Annotated in this window: 20 protein-coding genes; 7 read left to right on the top strand and 13 right to left on the bottom strand. The window is 68.8% G+C overall.

Going from position 1 to position 17439, the window contains the following annotated elements; genetic code table 11:
• On the bottom strand, positions 1-244 hold a 244-nt coding region (locus MFF54_RS20310), incomplete at its 3' end, for a flagellar basal body protein (protein WP_238305213.1).
• Positions 245-642: 398 nt separating this feature from the next.
• Entirely contained in the window at positions 643-1491 is an 849-nt protein-coding gene (locus tag MFF54_RS20315; RefSeq protein ID WP_238305215.1) for a hypothetical protein, read from the bottom strand.
• 752 nt (positions 1492-2243) lie between these two features.
• Between MFF54_RS20315 and MFF54_RS20320 the strand changes: the two genes are divergently transcribed.
• A complete protein-coding gene (locus tag MFF54_RS20320; RefSeq protein ID WP_238305217.1) occupies positions 2244-2549 on the top strand; it encodes a hypothetical protein in 306 nt (101 codons plus the stop codon).
• 204 nt (positions 2550-2753) lie between these two features.
• Here the strand turns inward: MFF54_RS20320 and MFF54_RS20325 are convergent, their stop codons facing one another.
• From MFF54_RS20325 to MFF54_RS20340, 4 genes are all read right to left on the bottom strand, one after another.
• The gene (locus MFF54_RS20325; protein WP_238305219.1) at positions 2754-3140 is read right to left on the bottom strand and encodes a hypothetical protein; all 387 of its coding nucleotides are present in this window, start codon (positions 3138-3140) and stop codon (positions 2754-2756) included.
• 114 nt (positions 3141-3254) lie between these two features.
• A complete protein-coding gene (locus MFF54_RS20330) occupies positions 3255-3494 on the bottom strand; it encodes a hypothetical protein (protein WP_238305221.1) in 240 nt (79 codons plus the stop codon).
• A 390-nt stretch (positions 3495-3884) separates the two neighbouring features.
• Positions 3885-4259 (bottom strand): VOC family protein, encoded by a 375-nt coding sequence (locus MFF54_RS20335; protein WP_238305223.1) that lies wholly within the window; start codon positions 4257-4259, stop codon positions 3885-3887.
• Positions 4260-4562: 303 nt separating this feature from the next.
• Complete coding sequence (locus MFF54_RS20340) at positions 4563-4838, bottom strand: hypothetical protein (RefSeq protein WP_238305225.1); 276 nt, start codon at positions 4836-4838, stop codon at positions 4563-4565.
• Between the two features lie 242 nt (positions 4839-5080).
• Here MFF54_RS20340 and MFF54_RS20345 point away from each other — a divergent pair, with 242 nt between their 5' ends.
• The gene (locus MFF54_RS20345) at positions 5081-5338 is read left to right on the top strand and encodes a hypothetical protein (RefSeq protein ID WP_238305227.1); all 258 of its coding nucleotides are present in this window, start codon (positions 5081-5083) and stop codon (positions 5336-5338) included.
• Positions 5339-5427: 89 nt separating this feature from the next.
• Here MFF54_RS20345 and MFF54_RS20350 read toward each other — a convergent pair whose 3' ends face one another.
• Positions 5428-5655: a hypothetical protein gene (locus tag MFF54_RS20350; protein ID WP_238305229.1), complete on the bottom strand. Its 228-nt coding sequence runs from the start codon at positions 5653-5655 to the stop codon at positions 5428-5430.
• A 306-nt stretch (positions 5656-5961) separates the two neighbouring features.
• Between MFF54_RS20350 and MFF54_RS20355 the strand changes: the two genes are divergently transcribed.
• Complete coding sequence (locus MFF54_RS20355) at positions 5962-6150, top strand: hypothetical protein (RefSeq protein ID WP_238305231.1); 189 nt, start codon at positions 5962-5964, stop codon at positions 6148-6150.
• Positions 6151-6348: 198 nt separating this feature from the next.
• On the opposite strand, the gene MFF54_RS20360 is transcribed toward MFF54_RS20355, so the two are convergent.
• The 4 genes from MFF54_RS20360 to MFF54_RS20375 form a co-directional block, all read right to left on the bottom strand.
• Complete coding sequence (locus MFF54_RS20360; protein WP_238305233.1) at positions 6349-6567, bottom strand: hypothetical protein; 219 nt, start codon at positions 6565-6567, stop codon at positions 6349-6351.
• Between the two features lie 487 nt (positions 6568-7054).
• The gene (locus MFF54_RS20365) at positions 7055-8596 is read right to left on the bottom strand and encodes a tripartite tricarboxylate transporter permease (protein WP_238305242.1); all 1542 of its coding nucleotides are present in this window, start codon (positions 8594-8596) and stop codon (positions 7055-7057) included.
• Between the two features lie 39 nt (positions 8597-8635).
• Positions 8636-9133 carry a tripartite tricarboxylate transporter TctB family protein gene (locus MFF54_RS20370; RefSeq protein ID WP_238305244.1) on the bottom strand — a complete coding sequence of 166 codons (498 nt, stop codon included), beginning with the start codon at positions 9131-9133 and terminating at the stop codon, positions 8636-8638.
• Between the two features lie 46 nt (positions 9134-9179).
• Entirely contained in the window at positions 9180-10166 is a 987-nt protein-coding gene (locus tag MFF54_RS20375; protein WP_238305246.1) for a Bug family tripartite tricarboxylate transporter substrate binding protein, read from the bottom strand.
• A gap of 569 nt (positions 10167-10735) precedes the next feature.
• Between MFF54_RS20375 and MFF54_RS20380 the strand changes: the two genes are divergently transcribed.
• From MFF54_RS20380 to MFF54_RS20395, 4 genes are all read left to right on the top strand, one after another.
• Positions 10736-12502 (top strand): cache domain-containing protein, encoded by a 1767-nt coding sequence (locus MFF54_RS20380; RefSeq protein WP_238305254.1) that lies wholly within the window; start codon positions 10736-10738, stop codon positions 12500-12502.
• A 28-nt stretch (positions 12503-12530) separates the two neighbouring features.
• Complete coding sequence (locus MFF54_RS20385; RefSeq protein ID WP_238305262.1) at positions 12531-13520, top strand: ABC transporter substrate-binding protein; 990 nt, start codon at positions 12531-12533, stop codon at positions 13518-13520.
• A 287-nt stretch (positions 13521-13807) separates the two neighbouring features.
• The gene (locus MFF54_RS20390) at positions 13808-13993 is read left to right on the top strand and encodes a DUF1127 domain-containing protein (protein ID WP_238305270.1); all 186 of its coding nucleotides are present in this window, start codon (positions 13808-13810) and stop codon (positions 13991-13993) included.
• A gap of 136 nt (positions 13994-14129) precedes the next feature.
• The gene (locus tag MFF54_RS20395) at positions 14130-14801 is read left to right on the top strand and encodes a Crp/Fnr family transcriptional regulator (protein ID WP_238305272.1); all 672 of its coding nucleotides are present in this window, start codon (positions 14130-14132) and stop codon (positions 14799-14801) included.
• Between the two features lie 366 nt (positions 14802-15167).
• Here the strand turns inward: MFF54_RS20395 and MFF54_RS20400 are convergent, their stop codons facing one another.
• Together MFF54_RS20400 and MFF54_RS20405 are read right to left on the bottom strand one after the other, a co-directional pair.
• Positions 15168-15941, bottom strand: coding sequence for a FadR/GntR family transcriptional regulator (locus MFF54_RS20400; RefSeq protein WP_238305280.1), 774 nt, complete (start codon positions 15939-15941; stop codon positions 15168-15170).
• Entirely contained in the window at positions 15938-17425 is a 1488-nt protein-coding gene (locus MFF54_RS20405; RefSeq protein WP_238305282.1) for a M81 family metallopeptidase, read from the bottom strand. Before MFF54_RS20405 ends, MFF54_RS20400 begins: the two co-directional genes overlap by 4 nt.
• Between the last annotated feature and the right edge of the window lie 14 nt (positions 17426-17439).

Below are 17439 nucleotides of genomic sequence, written 5' to 3' on the forward strand. Positions count from 1 at the left end.
GCACGTCCCAGCCGTCCTTCGCCTCGACGGTACGTACGAAGCCGCCACGATCGCCCACATGGGTGGAGGCCGTCTGCGCCATCTCGAAGCTGGTGCGGGCCAGGATCTGCGCGAAGGGCGTCACGTCCCGGGCCTTGTAGTCCGGCGTGTTCGCGTTCGCGACGTTGCCGGCGATGGTCGCCTGCCGCACCGCCAGGTGGCGGGCCTGCATCGAGGCGAGATCGAACAGGTAGATTCCGCTCATGCCTCGTCTCCGTAAGTCGCATGGTTGTCAGGCGTCCGCCTGCATGTGCTCTTCGAGTGGTTACGTCGGAAGACTTGCGCGAAGCTGTGTTTGAGCGCTGGCATCAGAGCATGATAAATTTCCTTAATCTATGATAACCGTGGATGAGACTTCTGAAATACTTCAGGTTGCCCGGGCGGGCCCGTCGCGGGCGGTGGCCGTTGCGGGCCGGCGCGTCGTCATCCGAGCATCTGGCGGCGATTGGCGCCTGCAACGCACGCTGGGACGCGGGCGCGCCGTCACGAGCAAACCCTTGTCGACCGGCGGCGCTGGAGCACGAAGTTCGAGATGCGGACGCTCCGTTACACGGCGGAGGTGAGCGAGCGGCCGGTCGCGGCGGCGTAGACTCGGGGTAGCCCCTACGCGATCATCAGAAGCGCGGCGCACATCTCCGCTGGAAATCGCTGAGCCAACGGACGCGCCGCCCGAGCGCTGCGGTTCGCCGTCCTTACGATGCGCACGCGGGCAATGCGAAACCCGAGCATCCTCTGGAAATGCCGCAAGCCGTTGCGCAGCTCTGATGGGCTATGCGTGTCAACGAGGTACTGCACACCGTTCTGCGACAGGCTCTCGACCACAGCCTGCGTCAGGAGATACCGCGCGTCGGAATGCTCCTGCGTCTCCCCGAGAGAGATGAAGGCCTGGAGGATGGACCATTGGCCGTCGCGTGGTGTGACCGCGATCACGAGCGGTTCTCCGCTTTTCGAGAACGCGACCGTCCAGAGCCCGCACGCGACTAGATGAGAGTGGTTGGCGTTGACCTCACGATAAGCCGAATTGTTCTTGATCGCCAAAGCTCGGTCCAGCTGCTTCACAAGCGCGCGTTGCTCCGCAGGATCATCAACGGTCCGGCATGCAACCCCGGCTTTCTGTGCGGCACGCACCTTCCTGCGAAGGGTCTGCTTGCTGGCGCCCACACCGTAGGCTTGTGGCGTAGCGGGAATGGCCAGCACGCAACAGCCGGCTGTGGCCAGGCTGAGCGTCTTCAGGAGCCCACGCCTCTTCAGGCTGCCCGCTATGGCCCGCCCCTCACAGGTGGAGCTCAGACGGGCTTCCAGACAGGGTAGCGCGCGAATGTCCATCGCTGCCTGGATCGTCGATCTGACGTTGAGTGCCAGAAACACCGCCAAGCGGAAGCGCGAGTTCTTTGCCGTCTCCCAGAACTGCGATAGTCGCGCCTCGCGCGGGCTGTCGATCGTAAGGTCCATAGCAATCGCATCGACGAGTTTAGTGTGACGACACACGAGCGCTGGCGGCACATGCTCGAGCGATGCGCGCCGCCTCCACCCATCGATCAAGCCTAGCGAGCCCCTCCCTAACAATTCGTCAGCACGGCCTGCAATGTTGCGCCAAGATGGGACCAATGTCGACGCGATCGGCCCCGACGTCCAAAAAAGCAATCGGCTCAGAAGGCATATGTCGGTTTACGACAGATCTTGTGCAGCCGTGAGGATTGGAGTGAAGATCAGCGTTATGTCTGTGGCAGTCGATAGGCTGAGACTCGTGCGACGGCAAAGCATCCGCAGGTTGCCCTTCTCCGGCCGTGCCGTGGTGCGCCGAAAGCCAGTCGGCGCCGCATCGTCGGCCAGCGTCTTCCGCAGGGATTCATGCGCCTGGATCCTGCGGCGAGGTCGAGCGTTTAGGCGCTGAGCTTGAACGCCTCTGCCTCGGCCTTCGCGAGCACGGCAGCGGCAATCGCATCGGCCGTGATCCGGCGGTCTTGCACTGCTCACCCCGGGCCTTCTGTGACTCGGCCATGGCCGCAGGATGGCGCCGTCTCGCAAGAGGCTGCCCCCCCGTGCCGATCCGATCTGCGCGTTGCTGCGCTGCTCCCATGTTGACGGCACCACATTCAGAGCCGGTGAGACCGTCCGGCATGGTCGCCGCAGGAGGATGACGCACCATAACCGTTCGAGTTTGACAGCAGCTTCTGGTTGTGTTGAGGAGTCCATAGAGGCGAATGCGGGCAGAGAGAGATTTGCTGTACCCCTCGGCTAATGCGCTGCACGCCGCCCTGGAATTGCTCGTGGGCCTAAAGAAGATGTCTCTGACTTCAGCCGAGCTGAGCGCGCTGAAGTCTGTACTAAGACACGGCGAGGCCCCGCTGGAATTCATTGCGACCGCTATCAACTCGGAGATAGCCCGCCGTGAGGGCCAGCCCCGGCGCGGCCTGAAGGCTGCGCGGATCCTGGTGACGCCTCAGCATGGGACGCGGGAGGAGTTGAGGGACATCGAGATCATAGCCGACGCCCGAACAGATGACTGACTCGACCTCGTCCTCGGACGTCTAAGAAGGCTGTGCACTCGCAACGCTGAGAAAAGCAAGCACAACAGCCCAAAGATGGGTGCCAAAGCAAGTCAAATGGCGGAGAAATCAAAAATCCAAGCCTTATCTGCAACGGCAGCCATACAGTCTGCGACTGGCAAAAATACTGTTTGGAAATTTTAAATTCCGTCTGTTTTCATACTGTCAAATGCCCCCCCCACTCATAAATTTGGCGAGGCGGGCATACTGACGGCTGACACGACCTATTCCGATGTGGTGTAGGGCGGCCCCGGCAACGACACCCTCGTCGGCGGCCTTGGCGCCGACCTCTATGCCTTTCCCGCGAACCCGGGCGACCGCGACCTGATCGCCGGCTTCAACAAAAACGATGGCGACCGCATCGACCTGGGCGGCCAGACCATCACAAAGATCGAGGCGCGGAACGGGAATGGGCTGCTCACCCTCTCGGGTGGGGGCACGGCGGAACCCGCAGGCGTGACTGTGACGGCCTTCGGCGACGGCTACTTCGCCTGAAACGCGTTCGTTCAACGGTCCGCTGTCCCATGGCGCGAAGCCATGGGACATGCTCATGGGACATGCTCAGCCCTTGGGCGCCCGGATCGAACGGCTGCAGCAACGGCCCGATGCCACGAGCGGGTTGCGAAAGCATGCCTGATCAGAGCCCCGGCGCGAGGACGGCGTCGTTCACCCGCCGCCACCGCCGCTGCCGCCCATGCCTGGACCGCTCAGATTGCCGTCCTTGTTCGGCGTATTCCAGCGGATGATGCCGTCGTCGGCTGGCGGCGATACCGCGGGCGGTCTCGGAGGATCGAGCCGCGGTGCTTCCTGCCTCTCACGAGGAAACAACCGGTGAAGCCGACCGCGTTGTGCGGCGGCGGAGGTGCTCTCGAAAACAGCGAGCCCGACCACGAGCCAGCCGACCATTGCGTGTCTCATGGCCACCCCACGTCGTTCGGCGCGCCTCTTCGAAGGCGAGCTTTGGATGTGCTTGCTGGCGCGGGCTGATCGGGCCACGCGCCGGCGGAGGCCGACGCGCGGCTGATTTCCGACGCTCGGCACCGAGAGCTCCAGGATGGATCAGGGCAGCGCCCGCCGCATCATCCCAATCGGATACTCGTCCGTCAGGCGGTCCCCGCGCGGTCGGAGCGCATGTCGATCTTCAGGCTGAACAGCTGCGGCGCGGTGTCGGGATCGCCCTTGCGGCGCGGCGGTCGATGCCGCTCATGGACGTCGAATAGGACGAGATGGCCGCCGCTGCGCGAGCCGGACGAGGGCGAGCGTCCGAAGGCGGCGCGGTGCGGCCGGCCACGCGAATCACTGCGCCGGCTGAGTCCGTGCTGTGAGCTTGTTGCCGTCCGGGTCGCGGAGATAGGCAACGAAGGCCCCGTTCGGGCGCTGCGCGGGTGGGCTCTCGATCGCCGTACCCCCATGCGCGGTGCCGGCCTCGTGCCACGCGAGGACATGATCGCGGCTCGCAGCGACGATACCGATGGTCCCGCCGTTGGCCGCGGTTGCCGGATTGCCGTCGATCGGCTTCGTGATCATCAGCCGACCGCCCGCGTAGGCATAGATCAGCCTGCCTCTCTCATCCATCCTGCCGGGCTTGCCGCCGAGAGCTGCGAACGTGGCGTCGTAAAAGCTCCTGGCCCGTTCCAAGTCGTTGCTCCCGATCATGACGTGCGTGAACATGCGTCCTCCCCATCAAGCTTCTGGGGCCGGCCGTCCGGCGGCCTCGCAGCGGGCACCGCGCGACGATCCACGCCATCCGGCCGAATAGCCAAGCCTCTAAACCTCCGGCCCCAGGACGGCCGCCCATGGCCCAGGGGGATCGCGCCGTGATCGAGATGCTCAGGATCATCGCCGGCCCGACGCTCCACGGTACGATCGTCTTCATCGTGCCCGTCCAGGCTGCCGCACCTGGCCGTGTGCTTCCGCGCGCTCGGCCCGCGCCTGTGCTGGCCCGGTCCAAGAGACAAGCCCACGAAGCGGTGTTCAATCCGACTGGGACACGCCCGGATCGGAGAGCCTATTTCCACCCTGGCCCCGAACTGCAGGCCCGAAGAGAATCTGCCCAAGCGGCCGATCCCCCGGTGAACGATGTGCAAGATAATCCCAGACGAGGAAGGCTGGGACCGGAAGCATAATCGCAAAGAAGATCCAGTCGAACATCTGTGGCATATTGCGGCCATCCTGCCAACGAGTACCTGTGATGCCAATCATGCTGCCGGGATGCAGTTCCGGCCAGGGGTTCGACGCCGGTGTGCTCACGTGCCCATGCCTCCGGAGGAATCGACCGGATCACGCTGGTCGGGAGCGGCTGGTCACCGACCGCTTCCGACAGCCGCGCAACTCGGCCCAGCGGATCCGTGACGGCGGACGGTCCGAACGTGCAGATTCAGCGACGGTGGAAAACCGTAGTCCCGGAACAGTGTTTGCTCAGCACATTGTGTCCCGCCTTCTGCCATCCCATGTTCAAGCAGGCATGGGCCGGCCGCTCAGGACTTGAAGCTATGCTGGTGCTGTCTGCTCCAGAATCGATCAAGCGTGGCGCATTCGCCGAGAGGCGCGCAACCGCGATCGCGAATGCCAACTGGTTTCGCGCCCTGGCTTGGCGCGCGCTGCGCGATGGCCAGCCTCGGGGCGAGCTGCGAGCGGCTAACGCTCGCTTTGCCGCACGGATCGTTCTCCGGCAGGCCAAACGGGACGCTCAGGTCAACAAGCTTGTCATGGAGGCGCTGGCTGACGATCCGGAACGACGGCGAGCGTGATCGGATGATCGTTGCCGCTCGCCGGATCGCGCGGGCTTGGCGATGCGCCTCGAGACGCCGCGGTGCAGGGTGTGACCGCTGTCATGCGCTCATCTGCCCTCGCTCATCTGCTCTGGCCAAGCCTCCAGCAGGCTGTGTTCCTGCCAGAGCTCGACCCGATGCGGATGGTCGTCATCTCGTGTCCGGCACAGGTCGATCGCAGAGGCGAAGCGCGTACGCGCTGCCACTTCGGTCTCCACGCTCTCGCAGATGACCTGTTGCCCGTCGCGGTAGGTGAGCACTCGGTACGAGGCACCTTGCAGATCTTCGGCTTCCACTCCGCGGCTCCCTATCCTCTGCCTGAGAGGAGAACCCGGCGCGGAGGCATGCGCTCCTGCGACAGAAACACGAACGCACTGCGCTCGGCGGAGAACGCTTTATGGCTGCTCGAAGAGGTTCAGCGAGCGGATAGGATCCGTTTGCGTGTTCCTGAAATGGGGAGCCCTCTGCCGGCGCGACGTGCCAGGACGCACGTCCCATGACGGAACGAAATCCACGACCCTGCGCGTCGCGCAGCCGCCATACTCGGGCGCGGGCGATCCAGCTGTGTCCCGGCCGCCGCAGCAGGGGCCCGGACGCTGTGGATGGCACGGTTCGCCTCCGAAACGTCAAGCTTTCGGCCCGAGGCTGACCCGATCGAACCTGATCCGGTCAACACCATGATCGCCGCTTCCCGCACCGTCATCCTTGAGCACCGCGAGATTGCGGGCGTACTCGCCACCTCGGCCCTGTTCTTCGCAGGCCTGCTCGCGCTGGCCTGCTGGGGCGGCTGATCCGCGCCTTGTGCAACGCTTCGTTGATCAATCCGCTCTAGGCTCCTCCGACGGCCGGACCCCCGGGTCCGAGCGCCCGCAGAGCAGCGCTACGGCTCCCAAGACAGGGCTATGCGGCGCGGGCCTTGCCGACGTTGCCGCCTGTGAGGCCCGCCGCTGTCCCTCAGCGGCGGGCCTTCTGCGTCGATCGACAGCCCATCAGCGGGCGGTGGCCTCGGCGACGATCCGCGCAGCGGCCGGAGCGGCGGGCACCAGGCGCGGCGTGGTGGTCAGCTCGGACGCCGGCCGTACGGCCGCCGTGGCGCGAGCCTGATCGCGGTAGAGCGTGGGCGTGAGGTCGATGCGCTCGTCGGCTATCGCGCCGCCCGCCATCGTGGCGGCGGCGAGGACGGCGAGGATGAAGGGGCGAAGGGTCATGGTGCTGATCTCTCTCGTTCGGCAGGGCCGACGCCCTGTGTCGAGAGATCATGTGCGCCGCACTGCACCATCATTCAAACAGATGCGGTCGATTGCGCGTATCGATCTGGTCAATGAAGCTGCGGGCCTGCCGCCGGCTCTGGGCGGATCCCCAGCGGAGCCGATCCGGGCTTGGCTGCTCGGCAGCGCCGTGCACCGTGGACGGCCGCCGAAGCTCCGGGTGTTCCGGAGGACGTCGGTGATTGTGCCGAGCCGCAGCGGGACCTGCTCAGGGCGGGGTGCCAGCAGGTCGAGGCCGAAGGAGTTGGTATTCGCGTTCGAGCGGTTGAAGACATCGCCTACACCCGAAGTGAGCAGCGCGACCAGTGACCGCCCATGGACCCGCGGATGTTTCCGGCCCTGACAGGCGATGACGTTGGAGGATACGCGCCAAGCTCGGTCGAGGCGCGTTGCCCGACCGGGTCCCGTTGAGCCCCGGGGCCGGAACTCACGAGGCCCCGGACCCGGCAATTTCCCGGGGCGGCTGATCGTTGCCGCCCCTGCGCGTGAGGCGCTGGCGCAGGTCGCCGAGCGGCCCCCACACCAGAAGCAGCAGGCCGAGGATCATCAGGGACGAAACGAGGGCGTTCGAGAAGAAGACCGAGAGATCGCCGCCGGATCCGAGCAGCGCCTGGCGGAAGGCATCCTCCGCGCGGTCGCCGAGGACGAGGGCGAGCACCAGGGGGGCGAGCGGGTAGTCGAGCTTCTTGAACACGTAGCCGACGACGCCGAAGATCAGCATCAGCCAGATGTCGAAGCGCGAGGATTCCACTGTGAAGGCGCCAATCGCGCAGACGACGAGGATGATCGGCGCGACGAGCGCGAAGGGGATGCGCATGATCGCGGCGAAGACCGGGACCGTGGCCAGAACGATGAGCAGGCCCGCGAGGTTGCCGAGGTACATCGAGGCGATCAATCCCCAGACGAACTCCTTCTTCTCGATGAACAGCATCGGGCCGGGCTGCAGGCCCCAGATCATCAGGCCGCCGAGGAGGACGGCCGCGGTGGCCGAGCCCGGGATTCCGAGCGCCAGCATCGGCAGCAGCGCCGAGGTGCCCGCGGCGTGCGCCGCGGTCTCGGGCGCGAGCACGCCCTCGATCTCGCCGCGCCCGAACGCATCGGGCCGGCGGGAGAAGCGCTTGGCGAGGCCGTAGCCCATGAACGAGGCCGCGATGGCCCCGCCCGGCGTCACGCCCATCCACATGCCCACCACCGAGGAGCGGATCAGGGTCGCCCAGTAGCGCGGCAGCCCGGCCCAGGTGCGCAGGACCACGCCGAGATCGATGGCGGCGCGCTTGCCCTTGAAGTGGAGGCCCTCCTCGATGGTGAGCAGGATCTCGGAGACGCCGAACAGGCCGATCACCACCACGAGGAAGTCGAAACCCTTCATCAGCTCGGGCGCGCCGAAGGTCAGGCGCAGGTCGCCCGAGATGGTGTCGAGGCCCACCGCCGCGAGGAGGAAGCCGAGCGCCAGGGAGGCGACGATCTTGGCCTTGTTCTCCCGTCCCATGCCGATGAACGAGCAGAAGGTCAGGAAGAACACCCCGAAGAACTCCGCCGGGCCGAAGCGCAGGGCGAACTTCGCCACGAGCGGCGCCACGAAGGTGATCAGCACGACCCCTGAGAGCGCGCCGATGAAGGAGGCGGTGAAGGCCGCCGTCAGCGCCTCGCCGGCCCGGCCCTGCTGGGCCAGCGGGTAGCCGTCGAAGGTGGTGGCCACCGACCACGCCTCGCCGGGGATGTTGAACAGGATCGACGTGATGGCGCCGCCGAACAGGGCGCCCCAGTAGATCGAGGACAGCAGGATGATCGCCGAGGTCGGGTCCATCCCAAAGGTGAGCGGCAGCAGGATCGCGACGCCGTTCGGTCCGCCGAGGCCCGGCAGCACGCCGACCACGATCCCGAGCAGCACGCCCACGACCATGAACAGCACGTTGTGCCAGGTGAGCGCGACCTGGAAGCCGAGCAGGAGCTGGTTGAGGTCGTCCATCAGATCTCTCCGCCGTCGACGGTGTGCCTGCGGCCGTGCTCAGAAGCCGAGCATGGCCTCGACGGGGCCCTTCGGCAGCGGGACCCGGAACTGCAGCTCGAACACCCAGAAGGTGACGAGCGGCGTGAGCACGACGGCGAGCGCGACCTGCCACCAGCGGAAGGCGCCGAGCATCACCATGAACAGGCCCATGAACAGCGCCGAGGCGAGGTAGATCCCTAGGAACGCGATCGCCAGCACGTAGAGGAACAGGGGCACGAAGACCTGGGCCACGAGGCGAAGCTGGCCGTAGGTGACGAAGACGCTGTCCTCCCGGCGCAGGGCCCCCACGAGGACGGCGCCGGCCGCGATCGCCAGGATCGCGGCGACGCGGGCCGGAAAGAAGCCGTTCTCCGGTCCGTTGTCCCAGCCCGCCCCGCGCCCGTAGGAGTCCCAGAGGGCGAGCGCGGCGATCCCGATCAGCAGGAGCGCCACGAGGATCTCGACGAGCCGGCGCGACAGGCCGCGCTCCGGGAGCGAGGATGAGGCTTCCGCCATGGTGGATCCTTCCGGGGTCGGTCCGCGTCTTGGCCCGAGGCCGCGCTCAGTTCGTCGCGATGAAGCCGGCCTTGGTCATCAGATCCTTGTGCTTGCGCTCGTCCTCCGTCAGGAAGTCGACGAAGCTCTGACCGGCGCGGAAGTCGGGCACCAGGGCGTTCCGCTCCAGGTAGGCTTTCCACTCGGGGGTCTGGCTGACCTTCTGGAACAGGTCGACGTAGAAGGCCTGCTGCTCCGGCGTCACCTTGCCGGGCATGAACATGCCGCGCAGCATCTGGTAGGTGACGTTCACGCCCTGCGACGGACAGGTCGGGATGTCCGACCATGCCATGTCGGCCGTGACCTTCTGCGTGTACTCCATCGGCTTGGGCGAGAACACGCAGAGCGGCTTGACGGAGCCGGAGCGCCAGTTGGCGATCTCCTCGGCCGGGTTGTTCATGTTGGCGTCGATGTGGCCGCCCGCGAGCTGCACCGAGGCCGGTCCGCCGCCCTGGTAGGGCACGTAGGTGATCTTGGTGCCCGTGGCCTGCTCCATCGTCACCGAGATGAGATGGTCCTCGCGCTTCGAGCCGTTGCCGCCGGTCTTGAGCGGCGGCGCCGCCGTCTTCGCGGCCTCGATGAAGTCCTGCGCGGTCTTGTAGGGTTTCGCGGCGTTGACCCAGAGCACGAACGCGTCCTGCGCCATCATGGCGACCGGGGTGAAGTCCTTCCAGCTCACCGGGAGCTTGGTGGCGAGCGGCGTCATGTAGATGCCGCTCGAGGTGGTGATGAGCTTGTGCGGGTCTCCGGCCGACTTCTGGATGTCGAGCATCGCCTCGCCGCCGGCGGCCGCAGGCTTGTTGACGATGATGATCGGTTGCTTGACGAGGTTGCCCTTCTGGATCGCGCCCTGGATGGTGCGCGCCATCTGGTCGGAGGCTCCGCCGGGCGGGAACGGAACGATGATCTCGATCGGCTTCGTGGGTTCCCAGGCCTGCGCCGAGGTGACGGTCAGCAACAGGACCCCGATCGCGGCTCGCACAGCAATTCCCATGGCGCTTCCTCTCGCAGTGCTCTTCTCGGCACCAGGTCCATTGTGTTTGTTCAGGATCTTTCGGCCGCACCGGCAGCGCATCGAAGAGGGCAACTCCGGCAGATCGCGGCTGGGATGCCCGGCTCTTGGCCGGAACCGGACATCGACGAACCTCGTGCCGCGCAACCTCAAACTGAGCCGGCGGGCGATGGGACTTTGAATTATGCTGCATGGACGCGCAAGTGCCCGCAGCGAATAATGAACGCAGCCGCACGGCATTCCGGCGCGCTTGGCGCCATGACGCCCGGCCCCATGACCAAGGCGTCGAATGCTCGGCCCGCGGCCGTCGGCACGCCGCACCGCATATTGCGGGGTCATGAACTATATATCTGAGCCCCTATCCATGATCCGGTGCGCTCGACGACGCGCCCGGCAGGCTGGCGCCACCCCGACGTCAGGGACATAATCGCGCGCTGATCGACGCGCTCGGGCAGTCCCAAGCGCGCCCCGGAGAGACCGAGGGGGCGTCGCAGGCTCCTCCCGCCGGGTCCTCCCGGAGCCGATCGATGCGTTTTGGAAAGGATGCGGCGATGGCCCGCCTCCCGATCCCGCCGCGGGGCTCGCTGTTCCGGCAATACTTCCTCGTCCTGTTCACGGCCGTGGCGGTGCCGCTGCTCACCGCCGGCGGCAGTCAGGCGTGGTTCGGGTATCAGGACCAGCGGGCGCGCCTAAACGACCTCCTCGGTGCCGAAGCCCGGAATGCGGCCGCGCGGATCGCGCACTTCATCGACGGGATCGAGAGCCAGCTCGCCTGGATGGTCCAGTTGCCCTGGACGGGGACCGTCGATGAGCGGCGGCGCATCGACGCCCTGCGTCTGCTGCGCCAGGCCCCGGCCGTGGCGAGTCTCAGGCTGATCGACGGCGCCTCGAAGGAGCGACTCGCCGTCTCGCGGATCGGCCTCAACCGCGTCGAGAGCGGGGCCGAGGCGTCGGCGGATCCGGCGGTCGCGGGCGTCCGGGCCGGGCGGGTCTGGTTCGGTCCCGTGACCTACCACCGCAATTCCGAGCCGTACATGACGGTCGCCGTGGCGGGGAACCGTGCCGCGGCGGGCATCGCGGTCGCCGAGATCAACCTGAAGCTGATCCTGGATGTCGTCGCCGGGATCCGGATCGGCGAGACCGGGTTGGCCCTCGTGCTCGACCGGCCGGGCCGGCTCATCGCGCATCCTGATATCAGCCTCGTCCTGCGCGGCGCCGGGGATCGGACGGCCGAGACCCTCCAGGCGCTGCGGGCTGCCATCGTCGCGCAGCACGGTCGCGCGATCACCGGTCCGGACCCGGCCGGGCGCATGGTGGTGGCCGCCATGGCGCCGGTCCAGGGACCGGACTGGAGCGTGCTCGTCCACCAGCCGGTCGCCGAGGCGTTCGGACCGATCCGCGCGGCCTTCTGGCGCCTTCTCGCCCTGCTCCTGGCCGGCACCGGCTTCGCCGCCGCACTCGCCTACTGGCTTGCCGGCCGCATGACCGGGCCGATCCGCCTGCTGGAGGAAGGCGCCGCCCGCATCGGGGCAGGCCAGTTCGACCACCGCATCGCGATCGCGCGCGGGGACGAACTGGGGCGGCTCGCGTCCCGCTTCAACGAGATGGCGCGCGAGGTCGCGATCTCGCAGGAGCGCTCGGAGCGCATCGACCGCCTCAAGCGCTTCCTCGCGCCGCAGGTCGCCGAGCTCGTGGACCGCGTCGGCGACGACAGCCTCCTCGATGGACAGCGCGTCGAGGTCGTCGTCGTCTTCGGCGACCTGCGCGGCTTCACCCCGTTCTCCGCCCGGTCCGAGCCCGCGCAGATCATGGGTGTCCTGAGCGAGTACCACGCGGCGGTCGGGGTTTGCGTGGACCGGCACGGCGCAACGCTCGTCAGCCTCGCCGGGGACGGCGTCATGATCCTGGTGAACGCGCCCGTCGCCTGCCCCGAGCCGGCCTTGCGGGCCGCCCGCATGGTGATCGAGATGCAGGCGCGGGTGCAGGCCCTGATCGGGGTCTGGCGCGCGCGCGGCCACGCACTCGGCTTCGGCATCGGTCTGGCGATGGGACCCGCCACGGTCGGACGGATCGGCTCCGACAGTCGGCTCGACTACACGGCCATCGGCACGGTGACGAACCTCGCCGCGCGCCTGTGCGCCTCGGCGCAGGACGGCCAGATCCTCGTCGACGGTACGGCGGCCGAGGCGATCGCGGGCGGCCTTCCCCTCGTGTCGCTCGGGACGCGGCAGCTGAAGGGCTTCGACGATCCGGTTGCCGTCTTCGCCGCGGCGGCCGGCCGAAAGGCCGAAGTCCAGCCGGCGCCGGATGCGGCGTGATGCCCGGCGGCCGGCGCGGAGCGAGCAGATGAGACGACGCGACATCCTCGGCGCTTCTGCCGGCGCTCTGGTCGGCAGTCTGGTGGCCCGGGCGGCGCGGGCGCAGCCGCCGACGCGACCGGCGCTCGGGTATCTCGGCTCCGAGACGCCCGAGCGCGTCGCCAGCCGGCTCGAAGCCTTCCGCGCGGGGCTCGCCGAGGCCGGGCTCGTCGAGGGGCGCGACGTCGCGATCGCCTACCGCTGGGCGGAGGGCCGGTACGAGCGACTGCCCGCGCTTGCCAAGGATTTGGTGCGCAGCGGCGTCGCGGTCCTCGTCGCCCCCGGAGGGGCGCCCGTCGTGCTCGCCGCGAAGGCGGCGACGGAGACGATCCCGATCGTCTTCGAGATGGGCGGCGATCCGGTCGCGCTCGGCGTGGTGGACGATCTGGCGCGGCCGCGCGGCAATCTCACGGGCGTGTCGAGCCTCAGCGTCGAGGTCTCGAACAAGCGGCTCGAGTTCATGAGAGAGCTGTTTCCGGCCGCTGTCTCCCTCGCCGTCGCCGTCAATCCGACCAGTCCCACGGCCGGCTCGCAGCTCGCAGGTCTCCGGTCCGCGGCCGAGAGCCTCGGCCTGCGGCTGCACGTGCTAGAAGCGAGCCGCGAGGACGCGTTCGAGGCCCTCTTCACGGAGCCGCACCGGCTCGGGGCGCCGGGCCTCGTCTTCACCTCCGATCCCTTCTTCGCCTATCGCAGCGCGCAACTAGCGATGCTCGCCGACCGCCACGGCCTGCCCGCGATCACCCAGTCCCGGGACTTCCCCCAAGCCGGCGGCCTGATGAGCTACGGGGGCGACTTCACGCAGACGCACCGCCAAGCCGGCGCCTATGCCGGGCGCCTGCTGCGGGGCGAGAAGCCCCGCGACCTGCCGGTGCAACTCGTCACGAAGGTCGAGCTGTTCGCCAACCTGCTGGCTGCCGCGCGCCTCGGCGTGACCCTGCCGCCCTCGATCCTGAGCAGCGCCGACGTGGTGATCGAGTGAAGCCCCCGCCATGCGCGACGCGGGACGCCATCAGCGCGCGCCGCGAGAGCGCTGCGGGTGCCTGCCGACCGCGCTCCGGTCGCGGATGTGGCGTTCGCCGAAGACGGCGACGAGGGCGCGCACCGCCAGCCGGATGCCGACGAGGACAGGCGGGCGCGGCCGTCGTGAACAGCAAGTGGCCGCCCGGCACCCTCGGACGCGCCCGGACGGCGACGGCGAAGCCGAGACGGATCGGGTGCTTGACGGGTCCGTGACGGCGATCACGGACGCGGGCGGACGAAGGGGGCATGTCGATCCTCGCAGCCGAGGAGGATCACGTGACTGCAGCGTTCACAGTCTTCAGGCGGTGGCTCGATTGCCGTCGCGCGCGGCGCGAACTCGCCCGGTTCAACGACCGCGACCTCGCGGATCTCGGCCTTGTCCGATCCGATGTGGGGCGGGTTCCGGTCACCGGAGGCGGAGGCGGAGGATAGGAGCGGCCGGCTCCCCCTTCCGGGAGTGCGCCGCACCCTTGGGGCGGATGGCGCGTTCGCGGCGGCGTGCTATCCTGTGCTTCCCGGCCGGCCTCAGGGTCCGCTCGGGTCCGCGGCTCCGGATGGAGCGACCGTCGTGGCCGATCCGGCTCAGTTCGAGCGCCTGCTCTCCGCCAGTCCCTTCTTCGGCCGCCTCGAACCCGATACGCGGCGGGCCGTCGCCGACCTGTGCGTCACCCGCAGCCTCGCCCGCGGCGAGACCCTGTTCCGGAAGGACGACCCTGCGGACGCCTTCTACGCGATCCGCCACGGCGAGATCCGGATCACGGCTGGAACCGGCGCGGGCCGGCGCATGACGCTCAACGTGCTCGGTCCGGGCGACATCTTCGGCGAGATCGCGCTGTTCGATGGCCGGCCGCGCAGCGCGGACGCCGTCGCGGCCGAGCCGGCCGCGCTGTTCGCGGTCCGCCGCCGCGACATGCTGGACCTCGTCGGCCGGCGCGCCGACCTCTCGCTGCGGGTCATCGAACTCCTGTGCGAGCGCCTGCGCTCCGCCAGCGCGCGGCTCGAGGAGACGGTGCTGATGCCGCTGCCCGCGCGCATCGCACGACGCCTGCTGACCCTGGCTGAGGATTTCGGCCGCGAGATCTCCATCTCGCAGGAAGACCTCGCCGACTTCGCGGGCACGACCCGCGAGACGGTGAACCGGCAGCTCCAGTGCTGGCGGCGCCAGGGCATGCTCGACCTCCACCGCAACCGCGTCGTCGTGCGCGATCCCGCGGCCCTCGCCTCGGCCGCCTCGCCCTGAACCCCCGACGATGGTTCCCATCGCAGAGGTTTGCCCCGCAGGGGGGCGCACGCGCGAGCTCGCCCGGCGCCGCGATCGCGCGGCCGCGCCCGAGCCGCATCGTCCGCTCGCGGTGGACGGACTTCGTCTTCCAGGGCGTCTTGATGGAGGCCGCCGGTGGGTCACGTCGCCCACGGACGATCCAGGTCTGATCCCGGTCGCGTCGGATGCCGTCGGGCAGCCGATCGAGGTTGAACGATCGGCACCGGCCGGATCCGCGCCGGGGTCGTACAGGAAGGCGTCACCGCACAACCATCGAACGGCCGCTTCCGCCAAGGGCCGATCTTGTGCCGGCAGGTGCTCGACCGCCCCCGCGCCGGATGGGGCCTACGCCCGCTCGCCGCTCAGGAGATCGCGGTGAAAGGCGGCGTCGAGCCGACGCATGAAATGCTCGGCGCAGCACATGTGCTCGTGCATCACCGCCTCGACGGCTCCGGCATCCTCCGCCCGGAAGGCGGAGACGAGCCGGCGATGGCTGTCGATGTTGTGCGCGCCGAACGCTTCGTGCTCCGTCGCGCTGCCGCTGCGAAATTCGACGAGATCGCGCAGCAGGCTGTTCAGGAACCGGCACATGAAGGCGAGGAGCGCGTTGTCGCTGGCATCGCACAGGATGTCGTGGAACTTCAGCTCCAGGAGGCGCCCGCGGGCGAGATCGCCGGCATCGGCCGCCGCCTGGCAGGCATCGATGTTGCGCGCCAGCTGCTGCAGGATGTCGTCGTCGATCCGGCCCACGATGCTGAGGCCGAGCGCGACTTCGAGGCTGCGCCGCACGGCGTAGACCTGGGCGAAGTCGAGCTGCCGGAAATGCAGGAAGCGCCGCAGCTGCAGGGCGGCGGCATCGATCGAGACCGGCCGGATCTCGGCGCCGCCGTTCGGGCCGGGCTGCATCGTCACCAGCCCCTGCACCTCCAGGGATTTCAGCGCTTCCCGGATCGTCCCCTTCGCGCAGCCGTAATGCTGCATCAGCGCGCGCTCGTTCGGCAGGCGCTGCCCCGGCTCCATCCGGTCGCGGGCGATGCGCCGACACAGATCCTCGGCGATCTGATCGGAGAGCTTGATCCGCCGCGGCGGTGGCGCCTCCGCGTCGTCGTCGAGGATCATCGCGGCCCCCAGGCCGCGTCCGGGTCGAGCGGGTAGGCCGGGCGCGCCAGCTTGGCGAAGGGGAAGAGCCTGTAGTCGGAACTGGTGACGCCGGCGCTGGCGCACTCGACGACCGCCCGGGCGATCGGCTCGAAGACCGGACGGCAATACATGCGCGACTTCAGGATCAGGAACCGCGCCGCCCGCGGGTCGAGCCCGTTCTGCGTGAAGATCGCGAGGTCCCAGGGCTCGTGCGGCTGCTCGGTCACCAGCACGCGGGCCCGGCCGGTGTCGAGAACGGCGGCGCGGCCCATCGAGAAGCGCTGTCCCGTATAGGTCGGGCCGGTGACCACGTAGCTGCCGTCGCCGAGGCCCGCGACCCGGCCCGAGAGCGCCAGCGGCGCCTGGACCGGGAAGCCCGGGAGCGCCACCTTGTTGCCGAGCCGGATCTCCGCCGCGGCGCCGGTCCCGGCCGCGAACAGGGCGGCCACGGAATCAGGGTCGCAGATCGGCCCGGCCACGATCCCGTCGAGGCCGGCCTCCAGGCAGGCGGCGAGCACGTCCATCACGTCGCAGGTGCCGCCCGACATGCAATTGTCGCCGTGATCGAGGAGCAGGACGGGGCCGGTGCCCGGCGCGGCGGCAGCCGTCCGCGCCCGCTCGATCGAGGCGGCGAGCGGCTCTTCCTCGTAGACGAACTCCGCGCGGCGGTCCCAGAGCGCGCCGCCGAGTTCGGCAGCCGCCGCGCGCGCCTGCTCGGCGCTCTCGGCCGCGACCACGAAGGACGCGCCGGCCTCCGGCAGGTCGGCGAGGGAGAAGCCCCCGAACAGCGTGGCCGCGAGGATGCCGGGCCGCCCTTCCACGGCGCGCCCGGCGGCCACGAGATCGGCCATCGGTCCCGGCACCCGGGTGTCCATCCGCAGGGTGTGGGCGAGCTGGGGCGGATGACACCAGGCCAGGTGCGGCGCCAAGCCCTCGTCGAGCATGCGGCCGACGAGGCGGGCGACCTGCGCGCCGGTCTCGGCCATGTCCACGTGCGGGTAGGTCTTGAAGCCGACGATCACGTCCGCCGCCGCGACCATGCCGGGGGTGACGTTGGCGTGGAGGTCCAGGGCGACCCCGAGCGGCACATCCGGCGCGATCGCCCGGATCCGCGCGAGGAGCTCGCCCTCGCCGTCGTCCAAGCTCTCGGTCACCATAGCCCCGTGGAGGTCGAGCAGGATGGCGTCGCACCCCTCCGACACCGCGGCCAGGATCGCGCCCGACAGGGCCTCGAAGGCCGCGTCGGCGACGGGCCCGCTCGGGTTGGCGTGGGCCGAGACCGGAACCGCCACCGTGGCGCCGCGCGCCTTCGCGAAGGCCAGGAAGGCGCCGAGCGCCGTGGCGCTGCCCTCGGCCGCCGCCCGGGCCTCCTCGCCCCAGAGGGGCTGGAAGGCTTCGAGCGGCGTCGCCAGCGGCGAGAAGGTGTTCGTCTCGTGGTTCAGGCGAGCGGTCACGATGCGCATGGCGGCTTCCGAGA

It is taken from the genome of Methylobacterium gregans (genome assembly GCF_022179245.1).
Classification (GTDB): Bacteria; Pseudomonadota; Alphaproteobacteria; order Rhizobiales; family Beijerinckiaceae; genus Methylobacterium; species Methylobacterium gregans.